Here is a 12,943-nt window from a genome sequence, read left to right as displayed (position 1 = left end):
GTGCCGATCAGCCGGCGCGAGCGTCGGTGAGCGGCGGCGGGCACGCCGTACCGGGCTCGGTGGCCAGCTCGTAGTGCCAGGCCTCGTTGCCGTAGGTCTGGCAGAGGCCCCAGTCGGAGCCGTGCCGGGCCAGCCAGTACATGGCCTCGGTCGGGCCGACGTCGACGGCGTCGCCCGTGACGTGCTCGGACTCGTCCGGCTGCAGGACGTAGGCCCGGGCCGCGTCGACGCTGCCGTGCTCGGCGACCGCGGCGTCGAAGAGCGCCTGCTGGAGCTCCGCGCTGCGCCAGCCGCTGGTGATCCGCAGGACGACGCCGTCGGCCGCGGCGGCGCGGGCGGCCTCCTGCACGGCGGCCCGCAACTCCGGGTCGAGGTCGGTGACGGCGGGGACGTCGTCGGTGGCGGAGACGCCGGCGCCGTCCGGCAGGTAGCCGTCCGCGGCGGTCAGGAGGCCGTCGTCGGTCGTGCCGACCGTCGTGGAGGAGGCGAAGCCGTTCTGGGCCCGGTCGAGGGCGGTGCCCCCGGCGGCGTCGGCACAGGCGGTCAGGCCGCCGAGCAGCAGCGGGACGAGGAGCAGGGCGGCGCGGGAGCGGATCGGCATGCGGGCAGTCCAGCCAGCGGCCCGTTGCGAGAGCGTTCGCGATTCCGCTTATCCCGCCGATATGCGGGAGGGACGTCAGCCGCGGCCGGCGGCCGACCGTGCGGCGAGCCGACGCACCAGGCTCGGGGGCACGATCCGGGTGGCGAGGTAGACGGCCTTGTAGACCGCACCCGGGATCGACACCACCCGTCCGCGGGCGAGGTCGGCGAGGGCGTCGTCCACGACGCGGTCGGCGTCCATCCAGAGGAACGCGGGACCCGAGCGCTCCTGCCCGATCCGCTGGTGGAACTCCGTCTTCGTGTAGCCGGGGCACAGGGCCATGACGCGCACCCCGTGCGGCGCGGCGGACAGCGCCAGGCTCTCGGACAGGGTGGTGACGTACGCCTTGCCCGCGCCGTAGACCGAGCCCCGGCCGGGCAGGAAGCCGGCGATGCTCGACACGTTGACGATCGCGCCGCTGCCCCGCGCCTGCATGACCGGGAGCGCCGCGCGGCTCAGCGCCAGGACGGCGCCCACGTTGACCTCGAGGTTGGCGGCGAGCACCTCGGGCGGGGTGTCGGCGAACTCGCCGGGCGTCGCGTAGCCGGCGTTGTTGACCAGCAGGTCGACCCCCTCGTGGAGCCGCTCCTCGACCCGGCGGCGCTGCCCGGGGTCGGCCAGGTCGGCGACGAGGACGTCGGCCTGCACCCCGTGCCCGGTGCGCAGCCGCGCGGCGAGGTCCTCGAGCCGCTCGCGGTCGCGGGCGACGAGGACGACGTCGGAACCGTCGGCGGCGAGCCGCTCGGCAAAGGCGAGACCGATGCCGGAGCTGGCGCCGGTGATCAGAGCAGTGGGCATCCGAGCAGGCTAGTGACGGTTGAGCGGCGCGATCCGGGTAGGGAGCGGAGATGGCTGAGGTGCAGGGCACGTGCGACGACAGGTTCTCCGGGGTGCGCGAGGCGCTCGAGCGGCAACTGGACGGCGACGAGCTGGGGGCGTCGGTCGCGGTCGACCTGGACGGCGAGACCGTCGTCGACCTCTGGGGCGGGTACCGCGACGAGGAGCGGACGACGCCGTGGACCCGGGACACCATCGTCAACGTCTGGTCGACGACGAAGTGCGTGCTCAACCTGGCGGCGCTGATGCTGGTGGACCGCGGCGAGCTCGACGTCGACGCGCCGGTCGGTGACTACTGGCCCGAGTTCTGCGCCAACGGCAAGAAGGACGTGCTGGTCCGGCACCTGATGTCGCACACCTCGGGCGTCTCGGGCTGGGAGCAGCCGTTCTCCGTCAAGGACATGTACGACTGGCCGACGGCGACCGAGCGGCTGGCGGCGCAGCGGCCGTGGTGGGAGCCGGGGACGGCCTCGGGCTATCACGCGGCCAACCAGGGCTTCCTCGTCGGCGAGGTGATCCGGCGGATCACCAACGAGACCTTCCGGCGCTTCGTGCGGGTGGAGATCGCCGGGCCGCTGGGCGCGGACTTCCAGGTGGGCGCGAAGGAGTGGGACCGGGACCGGATCGCGCCGCTGGTGGCGCCGCCGCGAGGTGAGGTGACCGGGGAGATCGACCCGGACTCGATCGCCGTCCGCACGTTCACCGCGCCGACGATGTCGGTGAAGGCGACCACCTCGCCCGAGTGGCAGGCGGCCGACCTCGGCGCGCTCAACGGGCACTCGAACGCCCGCGGTGTGCTGGACGTGATGCGGGTGCTGTCGCTGGGCGGGACCGCGGGCGGCGTGACGCTGCTGTCGCCGGAGACGATCGAGCTGGTGTTCCGGCAGCAGTCCGACGGCCTGGACCTGGTGCTGGAGGCGCCGTTCCGGTTCGGCATCGGCTACTGCCTGGGCTCACCCGTCGTGCCGTACGTGCCGGCCGGCCGGACCTTCTACTGGGGTGGCTGGGGCGGCTCGCTGGTCGTGATGGACCTCGACCGCCGGCTGACGATCAGCTACATGATGAACCGCATGGCGCCGGGGATCCTCGGCTCCGACCGGGCCGAGGCCTACGTCCGGTCGGTCTACGCCGCGCTCTGACGGGCGGCGGCAGAGGTACTCCCCGGTTGCTCGTGCTCTGCCCCGTGGGGCTGGGCAGAGCACGACGCTCCTCGAGAGGGACTGCGTGGCCTGGACCGAGAAGGACATCCCCGACCTCAGCGGCCGGACGGCGGTGGTGACCGGCGCCAACGGCGGGCTCGGCTTCCAGACCTCGGGGACCTGGCGGGCGTGCGGGCCGCCGCGGACGCCGTCCTGGCCGGTCATCCCGTCGTCGACCTGCTGGTGGACAACGCCGGCGTGATGGCGATGCCGCGGGGGCGCACGGTCGACGGGTTCGAGACCCAGCTCGGCGTCGAACCTCGGGCACTGGGCCGGCCGCTGGACTCCGAGGACCCGCACATGGAGCGGCGCTACAAGGCGAGGGCGGCGCGGGCTGGGCGGGGGCCTTCTTCGAGGCGATCACGGCGCGGTCGGGGATGACGCCCCTGGAGGGCGCACGACCTCAGCTGCGGGCGGCGACGGACCCGCGGGCGCGGGGTGGCGGGCTGTACGCGCCGCGGTTCGTCTCCAACGGCCCGCCGGTGCGGCACCCGGTGCTGCGCCGCTGGGACCTGCAGCGGCGGATCGACGAGCTGTGGGCGGTCTCCGAGCGCGAGACCGGCGTCGCGCTCACCGTCGGCTGACGGCTTCCTGGCCGCCGACCGCGCGCAGGCTCGTGTCGAGCGCGTCGACGAGGACGGCGAAGCTCTCGTCGACCGACTCGGGCAGGCCGAACCCGCCGCGGAGCTCGAGGTCGACGAACCCGTGCAGCGCCGAGCGGGCGAACCGGATCTGGTGCACGTCGCCCTCCCCGACGCCGTATCCCGACAGGGCGGCCACGACCGCCGAGACGCCGTCGGCCGCGGCCGCCGTCCACGCGTCGGTGTCCCGGGCACGCTGGGTCAGCGGATACGTCCCCGGGTGCTCGCGGGCGAAGCGCCGGTACGCGTCGGCGATCGCCTCCAGGGCATCCCGGCCGGAGCGGCCGCGGGAGGCGGCGCCGAGCCGGGCGGCGAACTCCGCCGTGACGGCGACGGCCACCCGGCCGATCAGGTCGTCGAGCCCGCCGACGTGCTTGTAGAGGCTGGGCGTCGCGACCCCGAGCTCGCCGGCGACGCGGGCGAGGGTGAGGGCGTCGAGGCCGTGCTCGTCGATCAGCGCGCTCGCCCGCCGCACGACGACGTCGGGATCAAGACCGGCGCGGGGCATCGGTCGCCTCCTCCAGGAACGCGAGGACCCGGGGCGCTACGACGTCGGGGGCCTCGAGCATCGGCGCGTGCCCGACGCCGGGCACCGTGAGCACCTCGCTGCCGAGCTGCTGGCGGATCCAGTCGGCCTCGGCGCGCGGGTCCTTCCAGTCCGGGTCGGCCTCGCCCATGACCACCAGGGACGGCGCGGTGACCTTCGGGATCCACGGGGCGACGACGTCGTGGTTCAGCCGGGTCGTGGCCTGGAAGGCCTTCCACCGTCCGGGACGGGTGAGCAGCTTCGTCGTCGACGCCGCGCGGGTGCGGGCCCCGTCGCCGAGCCCCGGCCAGAGCTTCGTCGCGTACATCCGCCAGGCCAGCGGGCCCCAGGGGCGGAGCAGCAGCGCGCGCAGGCCGATGCGGGCGGCCGCGCCCCCGGCGCCGTTGCGCAGGAAGGGGCCGAAGAGGAGGAGGCCGGCCACGGCGTCGGGCCGGCGGCCGGCGGCGATGACGGCGGCGGCTGCGCTCATGGAGGCGCCGGCCAGGTAGGCGGGGCCGCCGTCGCCGAACGCGTCGATCGCGGCGAGCAGGTCGCCGGCGGTCGCCTCGTCGCCGTACCGGTCGAAGCCGGCGTCGCTGTCGCCGTGGCCCCGGAGGTCGAGGAGGGCGACGCGGAAGCCGGCGGCGACGAGCCGGTCGGCGAGCGGTCCGTACGCGTCGCGGGTGTCGCCCATGGCGGGCGAGCAGACGACGAGCGGCCCGGAGCCGCGGATCTCGGCGGCGATGCGGGAGCCGTCGACGGTCAAGTAGCTAATGTCCATAGCCAAAAAGCTAAGACCCTTAGCCGACGATGTCAAGGATCAACCGTCGAGCAGGCCGGCCTCGTGGGCGAGGATCGCGGCCTGGGTTCGATTCGTCAGGTCGAGCTTGGTCAGCAGCCGCGAGACGTAGGTCTTCACCGTCGCCTCGCTGACGAACAGCCGCTTGGCGAGATCGGCGTTGGACTCGCCGCTGCCGAGCAGGACGAGCACCTCGCGCTCGCGGTCCGACAGACCGTCGATCCGGCGCAGCGCCGCCACCCGGCGCGGAACGGCCTTCCGGTCGACGTAGGACTCGATGAGGGTCGCCGTCACCGCCGGGGACAGCGACGCCGTGCCGTCGGCGACCGCCCGGACGGCGGCGGCGATCTCGCGGGGCGGGGTGTCCTTGAGCAGGAAGCCGGCGGCGCCGGCAGCCAGTGCCGCGTACACGTACTCGTCGACGTGGAAGGTCGTGAGGACGGCGACCTGCGGGGGGTCCGGCAACGCGAGGATCTGCTGGGTCGCGGTGAGGCCGTCCATGACCGGCATGCGGATGTCCATGAGGACGACGTCCGGCTTCAGCTCGCGGGCCGCCGCGACGCCGTCCGCCCCGGTGCCGGCCTCCCCGATGACGGTGAAGTCGCCCGCCGACTCGAGCACGGTCCGCAGCCCGAACCGGACGAGCTCCTCGTCGTCCACCAGCAGGACCCGGATCACGCGGGCAGCACCGCCTCGACGCAGAAGCCGCCGTCCAGCCGGGGCTGGGCGGTCAGCCGGCCGCCGAGGGTGCGCACCCGCTCACCCAACCCCACGAGCCCGTAGCCGCCGCCGGGGACCGGTGCGGCCGCGCGTCCCGGCCCGTTGACCACCCGGACGGCCAGCTCGTCGGTGCTCCGGTGCAGCGTCACCTCGACGTGCGCCCCGGGAGCGTGCTTGCCCGCGTTGGTCAGTGCCTCCTGCACGATGCGGTACGCCGCACGGCTGGTGGCCGGGGCGATCGGCGCGACCGGGACGTCGCCGAGGTCGACGTCCATGCCGGCCTCCCGCGACTCCTCGACCAGCTGCCGCAGCGCGGAGAGGCCGGGCTGCGGGGCCAGCGGCGCGTCCTCGGTCTCGCCGGCCCGGAGGACGCCGACCATCTGGCGGAGCTCGTCGAGCGCCTGGCGCCCCGCGGTCTGCACGTGGCCGGCCAGCTGCTCGACCCGCTCCGGGTCCCGGGCCGCCATCTCGATGGCGCCGGCCTGCAGCACCATGAGGCTGACCCGGTGGCCCACCGCGTCGTGCATCTCGCGCGCGATGCGGGTCCGCTCGGTGACGACGGCGTCGCGGGCCAGGAGCTCCTGCTCGGCCTCCGCGCGCTCGGCCCGCTCGCGCAGCGCGGCCAGCAGCTGCGCGCGGGTGCGCACGTAGACACCGATCCCGCCGGGGAAGAGCACCAGGACGGCGCCGCCGAGCCAGCGGCTGACCTGCTCGCCGGCCGGGCCGCCACTCCACGGCTCGGCCACCACGAGGACCCCGGTGGCCGCGGCGGCGATCCGGGCGGGCCACCGGCCGTCGTACCGGCCTACCGCGTAGCCGAGCACGATCAGCGCGCCGTTGATGGCCGGCGACAGCACCGACACCAGGGCGCTGAGCAGGAAGGGGATGAGCGGCGCGCGACGGCGCGTGGTGAGGATCAGGACGAAGGTCGCCGCGGTCAGGACGGCGAACACCGCCACCGACACCGGGCCGCGGTCGCCGGTCGCCCCGCCGGCGCTGATGGCGATCGTGCTGAGCAGCGCGAGGGTGAACTCCAGCCAGATGCTGCGCGTGCGGAGGCCGGGCCAGACGCGCTCCCGAAGCCTCATGCAGCGGAGCGTAGGTGCCCGGTCGTCGTCGCCGGGTCGCCCGGAAGAGGGCCGTCCGCGTCGACTTTCGGATGACGGCGCAGCGCCGTCCGGGGACCCCGGGTCTGACCCTGCGGCCGACGCGGGGAGGGGCTCGTCGTCGCCAGATTGGTCGTCGCCAGCAGACGACCCCCTGGAGGACGCGATGATCACGGTCAGCGGACTGACCAAGCACTACGGCCCACGGACCGTCGTCGACGACGTGTCCTTCACCCTGGAGCCCGGCACGGTGACCGGCTTCCTCGGGCCGAACGGCGCCGGCAAGACGACGACGATGCGGATGATCACCGGCCTGGTGCCGGCGTCGGCCGGCTCGGCGCTCGTCGACGGGCGGCCCTACTCGGCGCTGCCGAACCCGGGCTCGGTGATGGGCACGCTGCTCGACGCCGCCGCCGTGCACCCGGGGCGGACCGGGCGGATGCACCTGCGGCTCCTGGCCGACGCGATCGGCGTGCCGGCCCCGCGGGTGGACGAGGTGCTCGAGCTGGTCGGGCTCTCCGACGCCGCGGGACGGCGGATCCGCGGCTACTCGCTCGGCATGCGGCAGCGGCTGGGCATCGCCGGGGCGCTGCTCGCCGATCCGCCGGTGATCATGTTCGACGAGCCGGCGAACGGGCTGGACCCGGAGGGCATCCGCTGGATGCGCGGGCTGCTGCGCGACCACGCGGCCCGCGGCGGCACGGTGCTGCTGTCGTCACACCTGCTCGGCGAGGTCGAGCACACCGTCGACCGGCTGCTGGTGATCGGTGGCGGCCGGATCGTCGCCGACGGCCCCGTGGCGTCGCTGCTGAGTTCCGACGGTGTCTCGGTCACCTCGGCCGATCCCGTGTCGCTGGCCGCGGACCTGACGGCCCGCGGATTCGCCGTCGCCCCTGGCGACGACGGTGCGCTCGTCGTGTCGGGCGCCTCTCCCTCGGACGTCGGCGCCGTCGCGGCAGCCGGTGGTCACGTGCTCTCCGAACTCCGGCCGCTGCAGCGCGGGCTGGAAGACGTCTTCTTCTCCCTCACCGCGGCCTGAGCCGCGACCCCTCTGGAGGTTCCTGACATGACCACTGCACTTGCCACTCCTGTCGCCGTCCGCCCCGCCGCACGCCGGACCGGTCCGTCCCTCCCGTCGGCCGTCTGGCTCGAGGTCCGGAAGTCGCTCTCCACCCGGTCGGGCATGGCCGTCGCCGCCGCGGCCCTCCTCATCGGGCCGGCCGCCATGGCGCTCGCCGCCGGGACCGCGAGCGAGGACCTGGACGACGCGCTGGGCCCGCTGGTCGTCACCGGGCTGCTCGGCGCGCTGGTGCTCCTCTCCCTGGGGGCGCTGTCGACCGCGGGGGAGTGGACCCACGGCTCGATCCAGACGACGTTCCTGCTCGAGCCGAGGCGTGGCCGGGTGATGGCGGCGAAGGCCGCGGCCGTGGCGCTGATGGGCGCCGTGATCGCGGTCGTGGCGAGCGGGCTGTCGGTGCTGGTGCTCCTGGCCGTGCAGCCGTCGTGGCCGTGGGACGGCGTGGGCCGGGCGATCCTCATGGTGGCGGTGGCCGGTGCGGCGTTCGCGCTGATCGGCGCCGGCTTCGGGGCGGCCGTGGGCAACACCGCCGGCGCCCTGACCGGGATCTACCTGCTGAACCTCGGCGTGCTCCCCATCCTGCAGACGACGAAGCCGGAGCTGGCCGACAAGATCGACCCGGGCAACGCGATCCTCGAGTTGGCGCAGGGTGACCAGCAGGTGCAGTCGGTCGTGATCCTGACCGTGTGGGTCGGGGTGGCCCTGATCGCCGGCACGGTGATGACCCGCCGCCGCCAGGTCTCCTGAGCACTTATCGCGCGAAAGGCCCCTCCCCTCACCCGGGGAGGGGCCGTTCCGCGTGCGTCAGGCGGCGCCGTCCACCGGCCAGTCGGTGAAGACGAGGCTCACCGTGTGCCCGCTGGACGGCCAGTTGGGCACGTTGAGCGTCTGCGGCCGGCTGGTGTCGCCGCGGGGCAGGTTGGTGGCGGTGATGGTGCCGTCGGCGTCGGGCGAGGCGGGCAGGTAGACGTCGATGCCGCTCTGGAAGGGCTGCTCGCTGAAGTAGGGCAGCGGCGCGAGAGTGGTCTCGCCGGGGGTGGCGACGTCGTCGTGGACGTGGAGGCCGATGGCGCCGTTGCCCACGAAGTCGGTGACGACGTCGACGGGCTCGCCGCCGTCGACGCTGAGCTGGAGGACGTCGGCGTCGCCCTCGGCGTGCCACTCGCGCATGCGGGTGATGACGAGCGCGCTGTGGTCGTCGCCGACGTTGGTGTTGCTGCGCACCGGGCCGTCGGGCTCGGAGGAGAGCAGCCGGACGAAGGTGCTGCTGCGCACGTAGGGCTGCAGGTAGAGGTGATGGACGATCTCGGAGGCGTCGCTGCTCAGCGCCTACTCGTAGTGCGCGCCGTTCTCGAGCTCGATCGGGCCGAACTCGCCGTCGGGGCCGAGCACCTCGCTGGCGTGCGGCTCGTCGCCGGTGCGGGCGCCGGTGTCGGGGTCGATGGCCCAGATGTCGAGGGTGGCCTCGCGGCCGGTGTTCGCGGGGAAGTTGACCGCCCGGCCCGCGATCTCGACCGGGTCGTTCTGCGGGACGATGTCGACCACCTCGGGCGCCTCGCCGACGAGGAACTCGTACTGGGCGGCGAAGGACTCCTTCGAGGTGGCGACCTCGACGTGCGTCTGGCCGGGGAACAGCGCCTGGGTCGGGGCGAGGCACGGGACGACGGCCGGCTCCGGGCAGGGACGCCCGTCGATGGCGACGTACTTGGCGACGTGCGCGGCGTGTGCCGGGTCGCTGAGATAGAGGTTGGAGACAGCGGTCCCGCGGGAGTGGCCGATGACGTAGACCTGATCGACGTCGAACTCGGCCAGGGTGTCGTCGATGACCTGGCTCAGGCCGGCGGCGTAGGCCTCGATCTCCAGACCGGCGCCGTCGTGGTCGTAGGCGACGATCCGGTCCTCGGGGTAGCCGTTGGCCGCGAACCGCATGGCGTTGGACTCGATCTGCTGGGCCGACCCCGCGAACCCGTGCACGAAGACGATCGGCAGCGCGACGTCGTCCGGCAGCGGCGGGAGGTTGTCCGTCCCCGTCGGCGCGCTCGACTCAACGGTCTCCTCCGACGCGTCACCGCTGTCGTCCGAGTCCGACGAGCAGGCGGTGAGGAAGGCGAGCGCGGCCAGCAGTACCGCGAGGAGCGGCCGGCCGATGGTGCGGTGGTGTCCGTGGGCAGCGTCGATCACGGGGAGGCCTCCGGGGTGGGCGGTCCCGCGAAGCTACTGAACCCAGCGGTCCCTCACCACCACGATCGTGCAGTAGTCCACCTCATGGACCACGCATGAGGTGGACTACTGCACAGCGGCGTCCGAGTCCTCAGCGGCGGCGGCCGAGGAGGTAGCCGAGGGCTACGCCCCAGGCGGTGAGGATGCCGCCGGAAGCGGCGCCGAGCATGAAGGAGCGCAGGTCGACCTGGGCGCCGGCCGACGCCGCGGCCCTGCCGGTGAAGACCTGCGGTGCCGGGGCCTGAGACGTTCCCGCGGGAACGTCCGCCGTTGTCGAACTCACAGCAGCAGCCGTCGGCCGAGCCTCGCCCGCACCCGTCAGCTCGGTGTCGATCGCTGAGAAGAACTGACCGGCCATCCGCTTCGCGACGCCGGTGATCATCCGCTGACCCACACCGGCCACCGGACCGCCGATCACGGCGTCCGCCGAGTAGGTCAGCGTCGTCGCCCCATCGCCGTCGGAGGCAAGCGAGATCAGGACCTTCGCCCGCGCGTTCCCCGGCGCACCGGCACCGGACGCGTGCATCACGTACGACGTCGGCCGCTGCTGGTCGGTCAGCCGTACCTCACCCGCATAGGTCCCGCGGATCGCGCCGACGCCCACCGACACGTTCATCTCGTACTCGTCCGGCCCGGTCAGCCGCAGCGACTCACAGCCCGGGATCGTCCGCGCCAGCACCGCGGGGTCGGTGATCACCGACCACACCTGCTCCGGCGTCCCCTGCAGAACAGCCGAGCCCTCGAGGTTCACGCGCCAACTCCCGCTCTGCGGCCCGCGGCCGCCGTCCGCTCGTGGTCCGGGGACCGCATCACGTCGTACAGCTCCGTCGGCGAGATGGGCATCGCCGCGATCCGCCGCCCCGTCGCGTCCTCGATCGCCGAGGCGATCGCCGCCGTCCCCGGGATGACGCCGGCCTCGCCGGCGCCCTTGATGCCCAGCGGGTTCAGCGGCGACGGCGTCTGCTGGTGGTCGATCACGACGTCCGGGATCTCCGACGCGTACGGCATCAGGAAGTCCATGAACGAGGCGTTCTGCAGCTGCCCGTCCGCGTCGTAGGCCATCCGCTCGTACAGCGCCCCGGCCACACCCTGTGCGACCCCGCCGTGCACCTGGCCCTCGACGATCATCGGGTTCACCACGTTCCCGCAGTCGTGCACCACGGCGTACGAGACCACGTCGATCTCCCACGTAGCAGGGTCGATCTCCACCACCGCCGCGTGGGCACCGGACGCGAAAGTCGACCGGATCGGCGAGTAGTAGTCGCGGTGCTCCAGCCCCGGCGCGTCGCCGGGGGTGACCGGCGGCTTGGAGTCGTCCGAGCCCCGCGCGAACTGCGTCGCCTGCTTCGCCGCCTCGTCGAACGCGTACCGCAGCGGGTTCGACAGGACGGCGACCGTGCGCAGCGGGATGGAAGCCCCCGGCGTCCCGCGGACACCGATCACGCCGTCCTCGATCTCCAGGTCGTCGGGCGAGGCCTCCAGCACCTCCGCCGCGATCCGGAGCGCCTTCTCCCGCACCCCGCGGGCGGCCAGCGCGATGGCGTTGCCGCTCATCACCGCGGCCCGCGAGGCGAACGTGCCGACCGCGTACGGGAAGCGGCGGGTGTCGCCGGTGGTCACCTCGACGTCCTCGATCGGGACGCCGAGCTCCGACGCCACGATCTGCGCGAACGACGTCTCGTGGCCCTGTCCCTGCGACGTCAGGCCGGTGGCGACCAGCACCTTGCCGCTGCCCAGCACCTGCACGTGCCCGCCCTCGTACGGGCCGGGGCCGGTGCCCTCGACGTACATCGCCATCCCGGCGCCCAGCAGCTTCCCGCGCGACGCCGCCTCGGCCCGCCGGGCCTCGATGCCCGGCCAGTCGACCAGCGCCTCGAGCTTGGCGAGCAGCCCCGGATAGTCGCCGGAGTCGTAGATGACCGGCCGGCCGTCCTGGAACGTCAGGTGGTGGTCGTAGGGGAACTGGTCGGCCTGGATCAGGTTCCGCCGCCGGACCTCCGCGCGGTCCAGGTCGAGGAGGTCGGCGATGCGGTCCATCGTCCGTTCCATCGCGTAGCAGCCCTGCGGCCGCCCGGCGCCGCGGTACGGCGTCACGATCACCGTGTTCGTGTAGACGCTCTCCACGACCACCCGGTAGACGGGGATCGCGTACGGGCCGACCAGCTGGGTCGCCGTCACGATCGGCACGATGATCCCGTAGGGCGTGTAGGCGCCGTTGTCGTGCCAGGCGTGCACGTCGAGGGCGGTGATCCGGCCGTCGTCGTCGAACCCGACGGTGATCTCCTGCCGCTGCTGGCGCTCGTGGGCGCTGCCGATGAAGTGCTCGCGCCGGTCCTCGGCCCACTTCACCTCCTGGCCGAGCTTGATCGCGGCCATCGGCACCAGCAGCTCCTCGGGCCACGGGTGCACGATCTTCACGCCGAAGCCGCCGCCGACGTCCGGCGCGATCACCTCGACGTCCTCCAGCGACAGCTCCAGCTTCGCCGCGATCGCCGCCCGCACCGACGTCGACGCCTGGGTGCTCGAGTAGACCCGCAGCGAGGCATCGGCCGGGTCCCAGCGCGCGTGCACGCCCTTGCCCTCCAGCGGCATGCACGCGCTGCGCTCGATGTACTGCGTGAAGGAGAGCGTGCGGGCGGAGGCGGCGAGCGCCGCCTCGACGTCCCCGGTCTCCTGGTGGTGCCGGGCGGCGACGTTGTCCGGGATCTCCTCGTGGACGGCGTGCTCGCCGGAGCGCGCGGCGTCCACCCCCACGACCACCGGCAGCTCCTCGTAGCGGACGACGATCCGCTCGGCGGCGTCCTCGGCGACGTAGCGGTCCGTGGCCACGACCATGACCACCGGCTCGCCGACGTGGTTCACCTCGCCGTTGGCCAGCGGGTAGCCGGTGCGCGGCGCGTGCAGTTGCGGATGGGGGATGAGCACCGGCAGCGGCTCGGCCATCGGGCCGGTGAGGTCCTCGTAGGTGTAGATCGCGACCAGGCCATCGACGTCCAGCGCCCCCTCGACGTCGATGTCGGTGATCCGGGCGTGCGCATGCGGGCTGCGCACGAAGGCGGCGGCGAGGGCGTGCGCGCCGATGTCGTCGAGGTAGCGGCCCCTGCCGACGATGAGCCGGGCGTCCTCGCGCCGGCGGACCGGCTCGCCGAACAGCTTGGTGGTCATGGCCTGGACTCC

General features: G+C 73.6%; 15 protein-coding genes. 5 read left to right on the top strand and 10 right to left on the bottom strand.

What is annotated here, in order from left to right:
• Positions 1-7 precede the first annotated feature (7 nt).
• Both N555_RS0105915 and N555_RS0105905 read right to left on the bottom strand, forming a co-directional pair.
• The gene (locus N555_RS0105915; protein ID WP_051683785.1) at positions 8-601 is read right to left on the bottom strand and encodes a M15 family metallopeptidase; all 594 of its coding nucleotides are present in this window, start codon (positions 599-601) and stop codon (positions 8-10) included.
• 75 nt (positions 602-676) lie between these two features.
• Positions 677-1,438 (bottom strand): SDR family NAD(P)-dependent oxidoreductase, encoded by a 762-nt coding sequence (locus N555_RS0105905; RefSeq protein ID WP_029430573.1) that lies wholly within the window; start codon positions 1,436-1,438, stop codon positions 677-679.
• 50 nt (positions 1,439-1,488) lie between these two features.
• On the opposite strand from N555_RS0105905, the gene N555_RS0105900 reads away from it, so the two are divergent.
• The 3 genes from N555_RS0105900 to N555_RS28585 all read left to right on the top strand — a co-directional run bounded on the left by N555_RS0105900 (position 1,489) and on the right by N555_RS28585 (position 3,260).
• Positions 1,489-2,616, top strand: coding sequence for an EstA family serine hydrolase (locus N555_RS0105900; RefSeq protein ID WP_029430572.1), 1,128 nt, complete (start codon positions 1,489-1,491; stop codon positions 2,614-2,616).
• A gap of 85 nt (positions 2,617-2,701) precedes the next feature.
• Positions 2,702-2,878, top strand: coding sequence for a hypothetical protein (locus N555_RS28590; RefSeq protein ID WP_231502617.1), 177 nt, complete (start codon positions 2,702-2,704; stop codon positions 2,876-2,878).
• 175 nt (positions 2,879-3,053) lie between these two features.
• The gene (locus N555_RS28585; protein WP_029430571.1) at positions 3,054-3,260 is read left to right on the top strand and encodes a hypothetical protein; all 207 of its coding nucleotides are present in this window, start codon (positions 3,054-3,056) and stop codon (positions 3,258-3,260) included.
• Here N555_RS28585 and N555_RS0105885 read toward each other — a convergent pair.
• The 4 genes from N555_RS0105885 to N555_RS0105870 are packed head-to-tail and all read right to left on the bottom strand — an operon-like array spanning position 3,247 to position 6,450.
• Positions 3,247-3,825, bottom strand: coding sequence for a TetR/AcrR family transcriptional regulator (locus tag N555_RS0105885; RefSeq protein WP_029430570.1), 579 nt, complete (start codon positions 3,823-3,825; stop codon positions 3,247-3,249). The two genes, N555_RS28585 and N555_RS0105885, sit on opposite strands and share 14 nt — an antisense overlap.
• Entirely contained in the window at positions 3,806-4,624 is an 819-nt protein-coding gene (locus N555_RS0105880) for an alpha/beta fold hydrolase (protein WP_034509038.1), read from the bottom strand. The genes N555_RS0105885 and N555_RS0105880 overlap by 20 nt, the downstream gene beginning before the upstream one ends.
• A gap of 39 nt (positions 4,625-4,663) precedes the next feature.
• Positions 4,664-5,320: a response regulator transcription factor gene (locus tag N555_RS0105875; protein WP_029430568.1), complete on the bottom strand. Its 657-nt coding sequence runs from the start codon at positions 5,318-5,320 to the stop codon at positions 4,664-4,666.
• Positions 5,317-6,450, bottom strand: coding sequence for a sensor histidine kinase (locus N555_RS0105870; protein ID WP_029430567.1), 1,134 nt, complete (start codon positions 6,448-6,450; stop codon positions 5,317-5,319). The genes N555_RS0105875 and N555_RS0105870 overlap by 4 nt, the downstream gene beginning before the upstream one ends.
• A gap of 184 nt (positions 6,451-6,634) precedes the next feature.
• Here N555_RS0105870 and N555_RS0105865 point away from each other — a divergent pair, with 184 nt between their 5' ends.
• Positions 6,635-7,507: an ABC transporter ATP-binding protein gene (locus N555_RS0105865; protein ID WP_029430566.1), complete on the top strand. Its 873-nt coding sequence runs from the start codon at positions 6,635-6,637 to the stop codon at positions 7,505-7,507.
• A gap of 27 nt (positions 7,508-7,534) precedes the next feature.
• Complete coding sequence (locus N555_RS0105860; RefSeq protein ID WP_029430565.1) at positions 7,535-8,293, top strand: ABC transporter permease; 759 nt, start codon at positions 7,535-7,537, stop codon at positions 8,291-8,293.
• A 57-nt stretch (positions 8,294-8,350) separates the two neighbouring features.
• On the opposite strand, the gene N555_RS0105855 is transcribed toward N555_RS0105860, so the two are convergent.
• The 4 genes from N555_RS0105855 to cutA all read right to left on the bottom strand — a co-directional run bounded on the left by N555_RS0105855 (position 8,351) and on the right by cutA (position 12,931).
• A complete protein-coding gene (locus N555_RS0105855; RefSeq protein WP_029430564.1) occupies positions 8,351-8,821 on the bottom strand; it encodes a hypothetical protein in 471 nt (156 codons plus the stop codon).
• A gap of 54 nt (positions 8,822-8,875) precedes the next feature.
• Positions 8,876-9,727: an alpha/beta fold hydrolase gene (locus N555_RS0105850; protein WP_029430563.1), complete on the bottom strand. Its 852-nt coding sequence runs from the start codon at positions 9,725-9,727 to the stop codon at positions 8,876-8,878.
• 130 nt (positions 9,728-9,857) lie between these two features.
• Entirely contained in the window at positions 9,858-10,517 is a 660-nt protein-coding gene (locus N555_RS0105845) for an SRPBCC family protein (RefSeq protein ID WP_029430562.1), read from the bottom strand.
• Entirely contained in the window at positions 10,514-12,931 is a 2,418-nt protein-coding gene (gene cutA / locus N555_RS0105840) for an aerobic carbon-monoxide dehydrogenase large subunit (protein WP_029430561.1), read from the bottom strand. The genes N555_RS0105845 and cutA overlap by 4 nt, the downstream gene beginning before the upstream one ends.
• Between the last annotated feature and the right edge of the window lie 12 nt (positions 12,932-12,943).

The sequence above is a fragment of the Blastococcus sp. URHD0036 genome, from assembly GCF_000701365.1.
GTDB lineage: Bacteria > Actinomycetota > Actinomycetes > Mycobacteriales > Geodermatophilaceae > Trujillonella.
Note: the sequence above shows the minus strand (reverse complement) of the source record. Positions and strands in the feature narration are given on the sequence as shown.